This is a genomic window from Acinetobacter zhairuonensis, from assembly GCF_022601715.1.
GTDB lineage: Bacteria > Pseudomonadota > Gammaproteobacteria > Pseudomonadales > Moraxellaceae > Acinetobacter.
Window position 1 is genome coordinate 25,753 of record NZ_JAKVIM010000015.1, and the last position, 17,033, is coordinate 42,785.

General features: G+C 42.2%; 15 protein-coding genes. 9 read left to right on the forward strand and 6 right to left on the reverse strand.

The genetic code is table 11. The features are described 5' to 3' along the window. Positions 1-246 precede the first annotated feature (246 nt). The 3 genes from prpF (at position 247) to MKI85_RS12385 (ending at position 3,769) form a co-directional block, all read left to right on the forward strand. Positions 247-1,437, forward strand: a complete 1,191-nt coding sequence (gene prpF, locus MKI85_RS12375; RefSeq protein WP_241628033.1) for a 2-methylaconitate cis-trans isomerase PrpF — start codon at positions 247-249, stop codon at positions 1,435-1,437. 198 nt (positions 1,438-1,635) lie between these two features. After that, a complete protein-coding gene (locus tag MKI85_RS12380) occupies positions 1,636-2,607 on the forward strand; it encodes a GGDEF domain-containing protein (RefSeq protein WP_241628034.1) in 972 nt (323 codons plus the stop codon). 253 nt (positions 2,608-2,860) lie between these two features. Further along, on the forward strand, positions 2,861-3,769 hold the full coding sequence (locus tag MKI85_RS12385; RefSeq protein WP_241628035.1) for a polyprenyl synthetase family protein: 909 nt from the start codon (positions 2,861-2,863) through the stop codon (positions 3,767-3,769). Between the two features lie 111 nt (positions 3,770-3,880). Here the strand turns inward: MKI85_RS12385 and putP are convergent, their stop codons facing one another. The 5 genes from putP to MKI85_RS12410 all read right to left on the reverse strand — a co-directional run bounded on the left by putP (position 3,881) and on the right by MKI85_RS12410 (position 8,630). Then, positions 3,881-5,371: a sodium/proline symporter PutP gene (putP, locus tag MKI85_RS12390; protein ID WP_241628036.1), complete on the reverse strand. Its 1,491-nt coding sequence runs from the start codon at positions 5,369-5,371 to the stop codon at positions 3,881-3,883. Positions 5,372-5,574: 203 nt separating this feature from the next. Next, entirely contained in the window at positions 5,575-6,429 is an 855-nt protein-coding gene (locus tag MKI85_RS12395) for an SPFH domain-containing protein (protein ID WP_241628037.1), read from the reverse strand. 14 nt (positions 6,430-6,443) lie between these two features. Then, positions 6,444-6,917, reverse strand: a complete 474-nt coding sequence (locus MKI85_RS12400; protein ID WP_241628038.1) for an NfeD family protein — start codon at positions 6,915-6,917, stop codon at positions 6,444-6,446. A 99-nt stretch (positions 6,918-7,016) separates the two neighbouring features. Further along, entirely contained in the window at positions 7,017-7,943 is a 927-nt protein-coding gene (locus MKI85_RS12405) for a patatin-like phospholipase family protein (RefSeq protein ID WP_241628039.1), read from the reverse strand. Positions 7,944-8,003: 60 nt separating this feature from the next. Beyond that, complete coding sequence (locus tag MKI85_RS12410) at positions 8,004-8,630, reverse strand: 1-acyl-sn-glycerol-3-phosphate acyltransferase (RefSeq protein WP_241628040.1); 627 nt, start codon at positions 8,628-8,630, stop codon at positions 8,004-8,006. Positions 8,631-8,745: 115 nt separating this feature from the next. On the opposite strand from MKI85_RS12410, the gene MKI85_RS12415 reads away from it, so the two are divergent. The 5 genes from MKI85_RS12415 to MKI85_RS12435 all read left to right on the forward strand — a co-directional run bounded on the left by MKI85_RS12415 (position 8,746) and on the right by MKI85_RS12435 (position 15,116). Then, positions 8,746-10,020: an MFS transporter gene (locus MKI85_RS12415; RefSeq protein ID WP_413351231.1), complete on the forward strand. Its 1,275-nt coding sequence runs from the start codon at positions 8,746-8,748 to the stop codon at positions 10,018-10,020. A 134-nt stretch (positions 10,021-10,154) separates the two neighbouring features. Beyond that, a complete protein-coding gene (locus tag MKI85_RS12420) occupies positions 10,155-11,276 on the forward strand; it encodes a porin (RefSeq protein WP_241628041.1) in 1,122 nt (373 codons plus the stop codon). A gap of 120 nt (positions 11,277-11,396) precedes the next feature. Then, positions 11,397-13,073 carry a phosphoethanolamine transferase gene (locus tag MKI85_RS12425; protein ID WP_241628042.1) on the forward strand — a complete coding sequence of 559 codons (1,677 nt, stop codon included), beginning with the start codon at positions 11,397-11,399 and terminating at the stop codon, positions 13,071-13,073. 15 nt (positions 13,074-13,088) lie between these two features. Further along, entirely contained in the window at positions 13,089-13,769 is a 681-nt protein-coding gene (locus MKI85_RS12430) for a response regulator transcription factor (RefSeq protein ID WP_241628043.1), read from the forward strand. A 24-nt stretch (positions 13,770-13,793) separates the two neighbouring features. Further along, positions 13,794-15,116, forward strand: coding sequence for a sensor histidine kinase (locus MKI85_RS12435; RefSeq protein ID WP_241628093.1), 1,323 nt, complete (start codon positions 13,794-13,796; stop codon positions 15,114-15,116). Between the two features lie 237 nt (positions 15,117-15,353). Here the strand turns inward: MKI85_RS12435 and MKI85_RS12440 are convergent, their stop codons facing one another. Next, on the reverse strand, positions 15,354-16,088 hold the full coding sequence (locus MKI85_RS12440; RefSeq protein ID WP_241628044.1) for a phosphatase PAP2 family protein: 735 nt from the start codon (positions 16,086-16,088) through the stop codon (positions 15,354-15,356). 190 nt (positions 16,089-16,278) lie between these two features. Here MKI85_RS12440 and MKI85_RS12445 point away from each other — a divergent pair, with 190 nt between their 5' ends. Beyond that, positions 16,279-16,974 carry an HAD family hydrolase gene (locus MKI85_RS12445; protein ID WP_241628045.1) on the forward strand — a complete coding sequence of 232 codons (696 nt, stop codon included), beginning with the start codon at positions 16,279-16,281 and terminating at the stop codon, positions 16,972-16,974. The last annotated feature ends 59 nt before the right edge of the window (positions 16,975-17,033 follow it).

Here is a 17,033-nt window from a genome sequence, read left to right on the forward strand (position 1 = left end):
ATCGGTCAAATAATTTCACTATGAGTATTTTATTTTTTACATATAAAATTGAATGATGAATCAATTGTTTAGATTTATTTAAAAAATGACTCTATCGTTCTGAATGATGTGAAAAAAATGATCAAGCGTTGTTTTTTTATACTTAAGTCCTGCAAGACCATTTTTTTTCATAAAAAGCAGTATGATGGATAAGGTTTAAATTGATCAAATATCGCAAAACAACCAATCAGGAAGGATTGAACAACAATGAGTTTCGCCCAACAGATTAAAATTCCAGCGACTTATATGCGTGGTGGCACCAGCAAAGGTGTATTTTTTAAGCGTGATGATTTACCAGAGGCGGCACAAGTAGCAGGTAAAATCCGTGATCAAGTTTTATTGCGTGTTATTGGTAGCCCAGATCCTTATGCCAAGCAAATTGATGGTATGGGGGGAGCGACTTCGAGTACCAGTAAAACCGTGATTTTGGCGAAGAGCACCCAAGCAGATCATGATGTGGATTATCTGTTTGGGCAAGTCTCGATTGATCAACCTTTTGTAGACTGGAGTGGCAACTGCGGTAACTTAACAGCTGCAGTTGGTTCATTTGCGATTTCGAACGGCTTAGTCGATGCCGCACGTATTCCTACTGATGGTATCTGTACTGTGCGTATTTGGCAGGTCAACATTCAAAAAACCATTATTGCGCATGTACCCATCACTCACGGTCAAGTGCAAGAAACCGGTGATTTTGAATTGGATGGCGTCACTTTTCCTGCTGCGGAAGTACAAATTGAATTTTTAGACCCGGCGGATGATGGTGAAGATGGTGGCGCCATGTTCCCGACAGGTAATTTGGTCGATACTTTAGAAGTTCCAGACATTGGGTCATTCCCTGCAACATTTATTAATGCAGGTATTCCAACTATTTTCGTAAATGCTGAAGACATTGGTTATACAGGGACAGAACTGCAAGATGCGATCAATAGTGATGTCGAGGCTCTAAAGCGTTTTGAAACCATTCGTGCCTATGGTGCCAAACAGATGGGGTTGATTCAGGACATTGCTGAAGCAGAGACACGCCAACATACCCCAAAAATTGCTTTTGTCTCCAAGCCCAAAGCCTATGTATCTTCGAGCGGAAAAGCGATTACCGAGCTAGATAGTGATTTACTGGTCCGTGCTCTGTCTATGGGTAAACTTCATCATGCCATGATGGGTACGGCAGCGGTTGCTATTGGTACAGCGGCTGCAATTCCGGGTACCTTGGTGAACTTGGCTGCGGGTGGTGGTGAACGTGAAGCGGTTCGTTTTGGACATCCATCAGGGACATTACGTGTCGGTGCGCAAGCAATTCTAGAAAATGGTCAGTGGCAAGTGAAAAAAGCCATTATGAGCCGTAGTGCACGTGTCTTGATGGAAGGTTGGGTGCGTGTACCTGAAGATTGTTTGAAATAAGCTTTCTATTTATTCCATTCAAAAGCTCTTATCTCATCGATAAGGGCTTTTTTTATTTCTAATGCACACTAAGTAATAAGTAAATCTTAAATTTATATATATTTTATATTCATAAACTATTCTAATTTTATTAGAAAGTTTCTGTTTTAAAATTTGATAGCATTTTGCGTAGCTTTAACCTAAAAAAATGTATGGATTATGGTTGCTCATTCTATTCCAAAAAAAGTTGAAATTGATGCTCATGAAGTATTGAACGCTCTGCCTATGGCAACAGCTTTACTCTCGTCTACGGGAGAAATTTTGTTTGCCAATCATTTTTTTGCAGATAGCTTTGCTGTTTCACTCGAACATATCCAGTTCCAGCATTTATCGCAGTTTTCAGAAGACTGTTTTCAGGTCTTTGCTCAAAAGATGCTGCGATTTAAGCAGGGACTGCCTGTAGAACCTTTTGAATATCAATTTTATGGTCGCTATTACTGGGTAATGTTAAAACCAAATTATGCCGAGAGTGGAGAAGTAGAATCGGTACTTCTATGTAGCTCAGATATTTCAGATTTAAAGCACAGTCAAATTCAACTTGAAGCCAAAAATCTTGAGCTAAGACGCATCAGTGAAAAAGACCATTTAACCGGCTTGGCAAATCGTCGTGCTTTTGATTTGAAATTAAAACACTATTTGCATGGAATAACCCAAAATGAAACCACTGAACTGACCTTACTACTGCTAGATGTCGATAATTTTAAGCAGCTCAATGATCGTTATGGGCATAGTTTGGGGGATGATGTGCTAAAAGCCTTGGCACGTACTTTACTCAATGTGAGTTCAATTGAAGTTACCCAGAATATTTATCGTGTGGGTGGGGAAGAATTTGCGATTTTGTTGCCCAATCAGTCCTTGAAATACGGATGTAAACAAGCCGAGCTGTATCGAACAGCGATTGAAGTCTTAGGTCAACATTTCCGTGGACAAACGCTGCATGATTTTTCTATTTCAGTGGGAGTGATCCATGCTTCAGAATTTATGTTCGCCCGTCGTATGTATGAGCTAGCCGATGAAGCCTTGTATTGTGCCAAGAGTAGTCGTAAAAACTGCGTCTATTATACAGACCATTACACATGCTATTCCTATCCCGACCATAAGCGATGCTGTAAGGGGGAATCTTGTACTTAAAGACTTTATTCCGTTACAAGTTGTGCGGGCTGTTTAATGTCATTTAAACAGTGTGATTGATTTGTAGGGCTGTATATGTTGAAAAGAACCGAGCGGTAGATTGAATAGAGAAAGGTCAAATTAACTTTGCATTAAATTATAATCGTAAGGTGTATGGCGAACATCGCATTTAGCGTACAATCACGGGCAATCCGAACTTTGATGGTCGTACAGCAATAGACTAGGGCTGTATAGCAAAAATATCGAGGCAAATGTGTCATCTCTAACCGACGTACAAAATAATACCTTGCAACAAGCGCAACAGCAGATTCAGCAAGACCTTCTTGCTGCATTACAGGCGTTTTCTTTACCTGAGCCGTTAAAAAGTGCGGTGCATCATGCGGTGATGCTTGGTGGTAAGCGTGTACGTCCAGCCTTGTGTTATGCGACCGCAGCCATTCGTCCAAATCAGAATCAGGCTGCAGTCCGTCGTGCAGCGGTCGCAGTAGAGCTTATTCATTGTTATTCCTTGGCACATGATGATTTGCCATGTATGGACAATGATCAATTACGCCGTGGGCAGCCCACCTGTCATGTGGCGTATGGTGAAGACACAGCCTTATTAGCAGGAGATATTCTGCAATCCATGGCATTTGAAGTGTTGGGTAGTCGTTTGTTTGATCAGGGCGAAGCGGTTGATCAATCGGTGATTCTTAAACAAATGCAAATTCTGGCGACCGCTTCTTCAAAAATGGTCTGTGGACAGGTATTGGATTTACAGGCTGAAGGCAAGCAAATTGATCAGCAAGCTTTAGAAAATATTCATCGTAATAAAACAGGTGCCTTAATTACCGCAGCAATTATGATGGCAGCGGTGACCATTTTTACTGGTACAGACCCTGCGATTCCGCAATTAAGACAATATGGGCAAAACATTGGTCTGGCTTTCCAAGTACAAGATGACATCTTGGATATTATTGCCAATACCGAACAACTCGGTAAAACGGCAGGTAAAGATGAGCAAGTCGAAAAGTCGACTTATCCTGCATTGATGGGCTTAGAGCAAGCCAAAGCTTATGCGCAAACCTTGCATGACCAAGCTTTTGCAGCTTTGCAGTTTTTTGAAGGGCAGGCTCAAGAGCTAGAACAAATCTCTCAGTTCTTATTGGCAAGACAGTTCTAAAAGTAAACCTTTTAACAGGACTATAAGGACATCCAGAATGGATTAAATCTGAATGCACTTAAAGCAAAACTCTATATCACCTGAAGATGATATAGAGTTTTTTTACGAGAATTATTTAGAGGCTTTGTAAAGCTCATCGGCTTGTTCAAAACGATCAGTGATGTCTTTTTCAGGTGCTTTGCTGAATAGACTGAACACGACAATTGCAATGGTTGCACAGATGAAACCTGGAATAATTTCATAAATACCTGTCGCACCGAAAGCATTTTTCCAGACAATTACCATGACTGCACCTGTAATCATACCTGCAAGTGCACCTGTTAAAGTCATGCGCTTCCAGAATAACGACAAGATGATTAGTGGACCGAAAGCCGCGCCGAAACCTGCCCAAGCGTATGCCACTAGACCAAGGACTTTGGCGTCAGGATTACCCGCCATCCAGATGGCTAATAAGGCAATCATTAGTACCATGAGACGACCAACCCAAACCAATTCTTTTTGTGACGCATTTTTGCGTAAGAATGATTTGTAAAAGTCTTCAGTTAAGGTACTTGAACACACTAGAAGCTGACAGCTTAAGGTACTCATAACAGCTGCTAAAATTGCAGCAAGCACGATACCTGCAACCCAAGGGTTAAACAGGACTTTGGTTAATTCCATGAATACAGTTTCAGGGTTGGCATTTACCGCAGCCGCATATTCAGGATGCTGGTGGAAATAGGCAATACCAAAGAAACCTGCAGCAACCGCACCTGCAAGACAGAAAATCATCCATGCCATACCAATACGACGTGCATTCGGAATAGATTTCACCGAGTCAGCTGCCATGAAGCGAACTAAAATGTGTGGTTGACCAAAGTAACCTAAGCCCCAAGCCATTAGTGAAATAATCGCAACGACGCTTAAATCACCAAATAGGTTCATGGCTTGAGGACGAGCAGCTTCAAGTGCCATGGTTAATTCTTGCGTATCGCTAAAGCTGAGCAGGGCAACGATAGGCGTTAGAATTAAAGCAAAAATCATCAAAGTCGCTTGAATGGTGTCGGTCCAGCTTACAGCGAGGAAGCCACCAATAAACACATAGCTAATCGTTGCAATGGCACTGACCCACAGTGCAGTTGTGTAAGACATGCCAAACATGCTTTCGAACAAACGCGCGCCTGCAACCATGCCTGAAGCACAGTAGATGGCAAAGAAAATCAAAATCACGCAAGCCGATACAATACGCAGGACTTTCTTATGATCGTTAAAACGATTGGAAAAATAGTCGGGTAAGGTTAAGGCATTATGCTGTACTTCAGTGTGAACACGTAAACGTCCAGCCACCAATAGCCAGTTTAACCAAGCACCGATCACCAAACCGATACCGATCCACATTTCTGAAAGACCAGACAAGAAGATTGCACCAGGTAAGCCCATGAGTAACCAACCACTCATGTCTGATGCACCAGCCGAAAGTGCAGTTACAAAACTTCCTAAACTACGACCACCGAGGATGTAATCGTCAAAGTTATTGGTTGCACGGTAAGCCATCAAGCCAATAAACACCATGGCAATGATATAAAAGAAAAAAGTGATTAAGGTCGGATTCAGTGAACTCATACGCTTATCCTTGGGAGTTAAATCACAAACTGAAATTCCGCTTTTTGTTTAAATAGTTACAAAAAGCAAACAATATCCTGAAAATAAGCGCGAGATTTAAACATAAATTCACAAAGCTTTCTGTTTTTTTTATTCTAAAAAGTAGAATAGGCAGTCACAAACTGCCTATTTTACTGAAATACAAAGGGATATCACTCGTCGGATTATTTGTTACGACCCATGACACCACGAATGGTATTGAGTACATCTGCTGGCAAGACCACCGTCTTGGCATTATTGGATTTCGCCATTTCCTGCATGGCTTTGACATATTGCTCACCCAATAGATATGCAACAGGGATTTCTTTATCACCAACGGCTGAGGTCACCATTTCAATGGCGCGTTGCGAAGCTTCTGCAAGGACTACTTGTGCTTCGGCATCACGACGTGAAGCTGCAAGTCGACCATCCGCTTCTAAAATGGCGGCTTGTTTTTCACCATCGGCTTTGGTCACTGTCGCACGACGTTGACGTTCCGCAGCAGCTTGGGCTTCCATGGCAGATTGCATGGTTTGAGAAGGCTGAATATCCTGAATTTCAACAGTTTTTAAGGTAATACCCCAATCTGCAATATCATCCGAAATGGCTGCTTTGAGTTTGGCTTTAATATGATCACGTGAAGAAAGAGCATCATCTAAATCCATTTCACCCACAATTGAACGTAACGAGGTTTGCACAAGGTTTTGAATCGCCCAAGTATAATTCTCAATCCCGTACACCGCTTTTTCTGGTGTGGTTAAATTAATATATGCCACCGCATTCATGAGCAATACCGCGTTGTCACGGGTAATGACTTCTTGAGATGGAATATCTAACACAATATCTTTGGTGGTCACTTTATATGCCACATCATCAATATAGGGAATGACAAAGTTGAGACCAGGACTTAAGGTGACATGGTATTTACCTAAACGTTGTACAATCCATTTGTAGCCTTGGGGAACAATACGTACCCCTTTAAAAATTGTGATGCCGACAAAGGCCAGCAACGCAATAACAATAATAGATCCCGCAGACATAGTTTTACTCGCTTTTATTGATTGTCATTATTCGGACGATGCGGTTGCACCACAAGGTCATTGCCCAAAATGTCGACCACACGTACCCGATCACCCACATTGACCGTGGATTGGGTGCGGCAGTTCCATTCATCTGAGCCTAAAATTGGTATAGGAAATCGAACGCGGATTTGCTCATGTTCCATATTGACCTGAATCACCATACCGACCTGACCAATGGTGGCTTCGCGTGAAAGTCCAGCTTTGGTTTTATCAATCGAAAGTGGTTTAATAAATTTAAACCAGGCAACGGTACACAGAATGGAGAGGATAATCCACAACACCAATTGTGCTGTCGAACTAAGGGCTGGAAAAAGCCAAAATAAAATACCCACTAAAATTGCGCTAATACCAAACCATAACGCAGCAAAAGCGGGAATGATTAATTCGGACAGCATCAGTAAAACACCGAGCACAAACCAGTGCCACGGTTCAAAAACAAATTCCATACATCTACTCGTGTATTGTATTAGTGAATAGTGATGAGAAAAGCATCCCTATTCACTGTAACAGATGTCTAAGATGATGAAAATTAAAAAAGTGTGTATTTAAAATTTTGCTTTAGGGGCGGGTTTGAAGGCTGCAGGAGACTTCTTGAAGTTCGTGATTGCTGCTTGAATGGCGGTGATTTTTAGCTGCGCTGCTTTTTCACCTTCAAGGATTGATTGATTGCTGGCTTTCAAGTCGAGCGTACCCACATGACCGACTTTGGGTTGAATGACCACATTAGCCTGATTTAATTCATTATTGATACTTTGTTGTCCCATAATATTAATGGTTTGATCCAGTACGCCCCACATATTCAGCGGCTTATTGCCTACAGGACGTGCAGAAATATCAACTGCAATTACGATATCTGCACCCATGGCTTTGGCAGTAGTAACGGGAATCGGGCTGACCAAGCCACCATCAACATATTTGGTGCCACGAATGGTGGTGGGTACAAACACATTTGGGATACTGCACGAAGCACGTACAGCTTGACCTGCATTACCCAAAATAAAGTCGGCTTTCTTGCCGTTGTCTAAACGTGTTGCAACTGCAGCGAAGCGAATCGGGAATTTTTCAATTGGTTTATTACCCACATTTTTATTGACGTAGTCCTGTAACTTTTGTCCCAATATAATGCCTTGGCTGTTCAAGGTTAAGTCACGAAGATCAGACTCTTGTAATTGTAAGGCAAGCTGTTGAAGCTGATAGGGACTTTTACCACTGGCATAAATACTGCCAACAAAGCTTCCTGCACTGGTTCCTGTCACAATTTTGGGCTTAATACCATGTGATTCAAGCACTTTCAGCACACCAATATGCGCAAAACCTTTGGCACCACCGCCACCCAATGCAATTGCAATCACAGGTTCACGTGCCTTCACAGGCGTAGTCACAGGCGGTTTGGTGACGGTTTTATCACAGCCCGCAAGGGTAAAACCGAGTAAACCAATTAAACCATATTGGAAAAAACGTAATTGCGTCATTGCACTCTAAACAGGATGAAAGTTGTGCACATCAGATCAAATTTTGGCTCATATTTCTAGTCACTTTTTGACGAGGGTTTGTAACGGTTTTGCCAACCATGCTGGATTTTTGGCAGAAAACTGTCCTGCATAATGTGCCAGAATTTGTGGCAAATCCTGCTCATAATTGCCACCGGGATGAAATACACCTAAACAGCGAATGGTTTTGTGATCATAATCAAAGGCAAACATCACAATGGGAATTTGTGCCCCTACCGCAATTCGGTAAAACCCACTTTTAATACTGCCTGCACTTTTTCGAGTGCCTTCAGGTGCCATACCCACCCAAATTTGTTCTTTATTCTGAATAATCTGGATAATTTGCTCCGTGAGCCCATGGGGAGTCGTGCGATTTACAGGTATGACACCCACCCATTCCAAGAGGGGTTTTAGTGGTGTTTTAAACAAGGTATGTTTACCGAATACGGTAATTTGTATGCCCAGTCCTAATAATGCGCTAAAGCCATACCACGCATCCATATTGGAGGTATGGGGAGAAATAATCGCAACCGCTTTCGCCAAATCTGGAAATTCACCTGCAAAAGACCAGCCTTGCGCCAGAAACAGGCGACGGAAAAATTGTTTGGAAAATGCGCTACCTCGCGCGGGCACGTGCGGTGGCAAAATGGGGAAATACGGCTTAGACATAGCCTTGTCATCCTGACAAATATTCTTGGTTTTTCTTGATATTACGCTTTCAGAAATTGTGCTTCATTGGCAAAATGTGCGTTTGGATGTGCAGAAATGCTCACCCATGAGTGTCATGTCCAACATCACAGGATTGCTAGGTATGCCAATCGCGCAGAATATTTATTTACTGCTGTTTTCATTGTACTGGGCGCAAGGTTTACCTGTAGGTTTTATGACGCATGCACTTCCAGTGATTCTTCGTGCAGAAGGAGTATCACTGGCGCATATTGGTGGTTTTGGACTGTTGATGCTGCCTTGGTCGATTAAAATTTTATGGGCACCTTGGGTCGATCGAGTGGGTAATCGACAGCGCGGACATTATCGGAGCTGGATTATTCCGATGCAGTTACTCACCGTTGCTGTGTTGGTCGTGCTTTCATTTTTACCCATTCATGCGCTAGACCAACCGCAATATTTATTGCTGTTTTTTATGACCTTGCTCAGTCTGAATTTTATTGGCGCAACACAGGATATTGCGACCGATGGACTGGCCGTCCGCATTTTAAAATCCGAACAGCAGCACTGGGGCAATACCATTCAAGTGATTGGCTCTCGTTTGGGTTTTATTGTGGGTGGTGGAGCCATGCTCTGGCTGTTGGATGGATTTGAGTGGCAGATAACTTTTTTACTGTTGGCAGCATTGGTCTTACTCAATACACTGCCTGTTTGGTTATATCGGGAGTCCGTACAAGACCAGTTGATGCATCGGCCTTCAACCTCATGGCGACAGAAAAGCAAAGCCATCGCGGATTATTTAAAGTATTACCGTAGTAATCCTATCTTATGGCGATGGTTATGGGTGCTCTTGACCTTTAAAGTGGCAGATGGACTGGCAGGACCTTTGCTCAAACCTTTAATGGTCGATTTGGGCTTGAGCTTTAGTCAAATTGGTGTGTATGTCACCATGTTAGGTGCATTAGCGGCTTTATTGGGGGCGGGTTTGGCGGGTGGATTGCTCAAATTCATGCGACGTTCGCAAGCATTGTGGTTGTTCTCTGGGTTAAAAATTATCTCTTTAGCAGCATATGCTTGGCTAGCTGCTCAATATGAACAGCAACATACTGTACCAACTTTGGTGATTTACGCCATTAATGCCGCTGAAGATGCAGTTTCAGCCATGCTGCTGGTGGTGATGTTGACTTTGGTGATGCAATACAGTCGAGTAGAATTTGCTGCGACTGATTTCACTTTTCAGGTTGCGGTTATGGCAACAGTAAGTGGTGTGTTGTATAGCTTGAGTGGTTTGATTGGTGATGTTTTAGGCTATGCAAGTTATCTATTTTTGATTGTTTTAATCGCAATTCTTTGCCTTGTTACAATTTTCCGATGGGTGGAGGTTGAAAAATAATATTACAATTCAGTTGTTTGAATATAGTTAGCCTAAAGTATTAAAACATATATATAAATAAAAATTTCATCCTTTTGTAATATGTCTCTGCAATGTAATATTTGTAACAAAATTTAGACCAAGGAAAATGATTAATGAAAACCAAAATTGCAGCAGCGATTGCTTTAAGTTTGTTAGCGGGTTCAACTTTTGCGGCACCAACTTTTTATGGTGAAATTGATGCGAGTGTGGACTATTTACCTGAAGATAATGCATCAGGTACTTCGGACAAAGATGTCGTAGAAGTCAGTTCAAACAGCTCTTACCTTGGTGTTAAAGGCGATGAAAAATTAAATGAGCGTTTAAGCGCTGTCTACCTTGCTGAGTGGGCTTTCAATGCCGATGGTGATAGCGCTGATTGGACTGCACGTAACCGTTACGTGGGTTTAAAAGATGCAAAATTAGGTACAGTAAAAGTTGGTGCGCATGATACGCCTTTAAAACAACTTTCTGGTGTTGTGGATACCTTCAATAACTACGTTGCTAATAAAGCGGATATCACTGGCATTATGACGGGTGAAGTACGTCTGGCAAATGTTGTGGTCTATGAAGCGCCAGCAGTTAAATTACCTACAGGTGCAATTAAATTTAATGCATTACTTGCAACTGGTGAGCACAGTGGTATTTCTAAAGGTAATGGTGCTTCTAAAGCAGGTGGTCGTGGTTTAGGGGATACCTGGTCAGCTTCATTAGTTTATGACAGCCCAATGTTTGTAGCGGGTGTCGCTTATGACAAAGCAGTACCAACGACATTTGCTGGTCGTGGTATGACAAATGCATCTGTCCCTGAAGTTACTGCCGGTGTGGCTAACACTGCATTTGCAGCAGCAAATACTTTACGTGCAATCGGACGTTTAAATGTGCTCGACAACAGCTTGGCATTAAAAGCGCTTTACCAAACTTCTGAAGTAGAAGGCGAAAATGGTAATGATGTTGCTGCGGCGAATGTTGATAAGTCAGATGGTTGGTTAGTGGGTGCGGAATATAACATTCCATCTGCAAAAGCTTGGACCATCAAAGCACAGTACAGCGCGAACTCTACTAGCTTCAATGATAACTCGGATGACTATGATGCTGACCAAATTATGGCTGGCGTAGACTACGCATTCAGCAAGCAAGTGAAGTTGTATGGCTACGGTGGCTATTTAACGCTTGAGCGTGGTGATTTTGAAACTAAACAACCAGTTGTAGGAACAGGTTTAGAATTTAAATTCTAATTTTTGATAAAAAATCCATTCAAAAGGACGGTGCAAAAGCAGCGTCCTTTTTTTATTTTAAGCCACGTTTAAGTTTGAGTTTATACAGTGATAAGCGTATAGATTATCGAACTGTTCAAAATGAATTTGACCCGCCTCGAAAGACTAAAACAGTTTCTTCCGCCACTGGCTTTACATCAATTTAATTTGCTGCTTGCACTTTGGCTGGGTATTGCGCTGAATTTTGCATTTTATAAACAAATTCAGATGCTCACGCCATATCAAGGGCTGAAAGCCTATGCATTTTTATCTGCAACGGTCTTGGTTGTGGTTGCCCTCTATAACGTGGTGTTGCAACTGCTGCAATGGAAATGGAATGCTAAAATTTTGGCATGGTTCTTAGTTTTTGTCGGCGGTTTAACCGCTTATTTTGTGAATAGTTTGGGGGTGGTGATTTCACCCGGACAAGTCCAAAACATGATGCAAACCGACACCAAAGAAGCATTGGATTTATTTTCCATGCAATTTGTGCTGTGGAGTGTATTCATGGTGGTCGTGCCAATGGTTGTGATTGCACTGATTCGCATTGAAAAAAGACCGATATCGAAACAACTGTTGAGCAAAGGTTTACATATCGTGAGCTCTTTCGCCGTGATTGGTGGCTTACTGTTTGTCTTTTATGTCGATTTTGCTGCAATGTTCCGTGAACATCGAGATTTAAAAGGCATGCTCTCGCCGCAAAACACCATTGCTTCGACTTTATCGTATTACCGTAAACAGAAACCGAAAGAAAACTTGCCTTTGGTAACGTATGGTACAGATGCGCATCGTGTGATCAATACCAGCGAAGTATCCATGCCTAAGCTTATGGTTTTAGTCGTGGGTGAAACAGCCCGTGCAGAAAGTTTTTCTTTAAATGGCTATGCGAAAAATACCAATCCAGAATTGTCGAAGCAAAATGTGATTAACTTTAGCCAAGTTAGTTCTTGTGGCACGGCAACGGCAGTTTCAGTACCGTGTATGTTCTCAGGTATGCCGCGTAAAAACTATGATGAGCAATTGGCGAGCCATCGGGAAGGTCTGCTCGATATTGCACAACGTGCAGGTTATAAAGTGACGTGGATAGATAACAATTCAGGCTGTAAAGGGGCTTGTGATCGGGTACATAAATTTGAGATTCCAGTACAACTCAAACAAAAATGGTGTGATGCTTCTGGGGAGTGTTTAGATGGTATTCTGGTAGATAGCTTAAAGTCATATATTAAAACCATTCCAGCCCAAGATAAGACGCCACAACTTATTGTGCTACATCAAGTGGGTAGTCATGGACCTGCATATTATAAACGTTCAAGTACAGAGTATCAGCCATTTAAACCGATGTGTGCGACCAATGCCATTCAAGGTTGTAGCCGAGATGAATTGCTGAATAGTTATGACAACTCAATTGTATATACAGACCACATATTGAATCAGGTGATTCAGACGATTAAAGCGCTGCCGAATTATCAAACGGGTTTTTGGTATTTGTCTGATCATGGTGAATCTACGGGTGAAAGTGGTATGTATTTGCATGGTGCACCATATGCCATTGCACCAGTTCAGCAAACCCATGTACCCATGATGATGTGGTTTTCATCAACATGGCAGCAGCAGAATGCAAGCCAAGTCCGTTGTTTGGAACAGCAAAAACAAGCTATTCATAGTCAAGACAATTTATTCCCAACGTTATTATCGATGCTTGAAATTAAAACCCAAGTGATTGATGATAAAAATGATATGTTAAAACAATGTGCAAGTAATCTAACGGGAAAGGCGTAAGTCGGGATAAGCAAAATGACCACAATCTTAATGATCGAAGATGATTTCATGATTGCTGAATCCAGTAAGACCTTGTTGCAGTTGCATGATTATCAAGTGGAATGGGTGAACAACGGACTCGATGCGCTAAAGCTGTTACAACAGCAAAGTTTTGATGTGGTGTTTTTGGATTTGGGGCTGCCGATGATGGATGGTATGCAAGTCTTGGCAAAAATCCGTCAAAGTTTTCCGAGCTTACCAGTGTTGATTATTTCTGCACGCGATCAGGTACAAAATCGGGTGGATGGTCTGAATCAGGGCGCAGATGATTATCTGGTTAAACCCTATGAATTTGTAGAACTGTTGGCGCGGATGCAAGCCTTATTGCGTCGTAGCTCGCATGAGGTCGCGTCATCCAATGAAACTTCGCTGCTTCGTTATGGCGATTTGGTGTTGGATATTGAACAGCACATTGCTTTATTAAATGGGCAAGAGTTAGAGCTTTCGAATCGCGAATGGGCAATTCTGGTGCCGTTGGTTAGTTATCCCAATAAAATTTTTTCCAAAGCCAATTTGGAAGATAAGTTGTATGACTTCGACAGTGAAGTGAACAGCAACACCATTGAGGTTTATGTCCATCATTTACGTGCCAAGTTAGGCAAAGATTTTATCCGCACCATTCGCGGGATGGGTTATCGTTTAGGTAAACTGGATTAAGCTTTTATGCAGCAACTTCACGCCATGCCAACGCAAACATCGTTAAAGAAACGCTTACTGATTTTTGTTTCAGGTTTTAGTTTGCTGTTGGGTGGGGTGCTGATTGCAACAGCATACTGGATTTCATTGGGTGAACTGGATGAAATTCTGGATGCACAAATGCAGAACCTTGCGGAACGCGTCGCCGCACATGATCCTGCACCCATCAAAAGTCATTTCGATGTTCACAAACGCTATCATGAGGAAGACTTGTTTGTGGATGTCTGGGAAAAGCAAGAACATCCGCAACATCAATTTAACTTGTTATTACATGGCGTAAATCAGGCGGGGTTTTATGACCGTTCCACCACGCAAGGGGTGTGGCGCATGTATATCCTACCGACTGAAAAGTATCAAATTCAGGTCAGTCAACCTTTTTCAGCACGAAGTCATTTGGCTTTGGAATTGGCCACCAGTATGTTCGTGCCTTATCTGGTGATGATCCCGTTCATTTTATGGGGATTGGGTTGGGTGATTTTACGCAGTCTAAGACCGATGGATGAGTTTAGACAAGAAATTGCCCGACGTGATCTCGATGAATTAACACCGATAAAACTGAATCGTTATCCTGTGGAACTCATTCCAACAATTCAAGAGATGAATTATCTGTTTGAACGGATTGAGTCGGCACAACAAGAGCAGCGACAGTTTATTGCAGATGCCGCCCATGAACTCAGAACACCGATTACTGCGCTGAATTTACAGATGCAGATTTTATTGCGTGAGTTCCCAGAAAACGCGGCACTGGAAAATTTGAGCCAAGGTTTAATTCGTATTCAGCATTTAATCAGCCAGTTACTCGATTTAGCTAAGCAAGATGCCAGTAACCTGCACAGCATGCAGCAACAGCCATTTTACTTAAACCAAGTGGCGGTGAATTGTGTAGAGCAACTGATTCATGTGGCTTTGCAGAAAGATATTGATTTGGGCATGGAGCGCCAAGAAGAAGTTTTAGTGAATGGCTTGGAGTCCGCGGCTCGTTCCATTATTTATAATTTGATTGATAATGCGATTAAATACACGCCCAAAAATGGCGTGATTAATGTCTCGATTTTTTCTCAAGGCAATGATGCCATCATTCAAGTGGAAGACAGCGGACCTGGTATTGACCCTGCATTATATGAGCAGATTATGAAGCGTTTTTATCGTATTCATCATCATTTAGAGATGGGAAGTGGGCTAGGACTTTCGATTGTGCAAAAGGCGGTAGAACATTTGGGGGGTAAAATCCAGTTTGGAAAAAGTCAGAGCTTAGGCGGCTTATTTGTGCAAGTTCAGTTTCCTAAACAAGTAAAATCAGATGAATAATCTTCACTAAGCTGGTAGCGCTTTTTCTCAAGCAAAAAGCAGCTTAAACCATGCTGTTTCAGTAGTGCCAATTCATAAGCGCTTCAACTGATTTATGGTTTTGAGTATCCACGATCTATCTCATGCAACTTCTAAAGTGCAAAGTAATAGAAGGGATGCTTTGCTGACTGTGATAGCTTGCAAGCATCATCAATGCAGCAGTTGCCAAGAAGCGGACAACTGTAATGAGCAAAGGGCTTAAGCGGCGTCTTGCACCTGATCTGTGACTGGCTTATGCATAACCGCAGCAATCTCTACTGACTGAGCAGATACCATGCGTTTATAGAATAATGGGTAAAGTACAACGTTACAGCACCAAACCACCCAAGCAGTCCAAAGGTTATGGCTGAGGAAGTGTGCTCCACGCATCATTTGTGCCCAGCCCATCGCAAAGCCCAAAATTAAACCTGCAACAAGATAGAAATAAGCACGCTTTGGCGCAGTTTTTCGAAAGGCAAAGAAGCCCGTCATTAAGGCAAAACCCGTGGCTGCATGTCCACCTGGAAAGCAATGCCCATGGTTGAGGTTAAAATTCCAGAGAAAACCTGTTGCTGTGGCTTGGGTCATATTCCAAGGGCAGGCATGTCCCGATTGTGATTTAAGAACACCCACCACACTGGTGCTCAAAATTATAATCCAGAACAAGTAAGCGTATTTCCAGCGGTTTGCTGCTAAACGTTCCAGCTTAAAGCTCGCTAACCAAAGTGCTAGAAAACTGATATCACATAGAAGCAAAAGGTTTTTGACATATTTGTGATTCAGGCTTTCCAAGAACCAGTCATGGCGCCATGGAAACTCTCCATTTATCCCTGTCCATGGCTGAATCAACATCATGTCAAGTTGACCCGCCACAGGAAACAGTAGTTGCAGTAGGATAAAACTGAACAGTAAGACCAATACTTGCTGAAAGCTAAAACGTTGTAATTCAGACATGGTGATGCAAACGAGATTGGGATGACTTTGATTAGAGCAAAGCAAACTTAAATCGGACTTAAGTCAACCTTAAAAGCATCTTGATGAGCTGATACGTTAAACAGATTTCATGCAGAACTTCGTAGAAAATATGTCATGTAAAGTGATTGGAAAATGCTAGATTAAAAGGCAAAAGTCGCCTGAGAATGTCATGCCTATTCGTGCAGTATTATTTGATTTAGACAATACCTTAACTCATCGAGACCAGAGTATTCAGCGCTATAGTGAGGTTTTACTGCAACAGTATCAGGCATATCTAGCAGCCCCTGATTTAGACAAAATACAGCAGATTATTCGTCGTATTGATAATGGTGGTTATCCCAAGAAAGAGGAATTGACCCATTCGAGTATTGGCGCATCGGTCGCTCATGCCTTACAGCAAGAACTCGATTGGCAAGCTGAAGTCGATTTTCATGATTTAACCCATTTCTGGTTTGAGCATTTTGGACAGTGCGCTGTCGCAATGTATGGCGCTGTGGATTTGCTGGTGCGTTTGAAGCAACAAGGGTATGCCTTGGCAGTGGTATCCAACGGTGGGCATGAAACCCGTTTGAACATTCTACGGGGCTTAGGGTTTAGCGCTTATTTTGATGTCATTGTGAATTCGGGATTGGTTGGCATCAGTAAACCACATAAAGATATTTTTCTGCATACAGCAGAAAGCTTGGGGGTACAGGTATCAGAATGTTTGTTTATTGGTGATCATCCCGTAAATGATATTCGAGGAGCGCAACAAGCAGGCATGCAAGCCATTTGGTTACAAGGTTTTCACCCAGAAGATACGAGTCTAGAAGTTCCTCGTATTCAGCAGTTACAGGAGTTAAATATTTATTTAGAACGATTATAAAATTTCAGCCATAAAAAAAAGCGATTCCTGAGAATCGCTTCGCAACATGCGTAAATTGA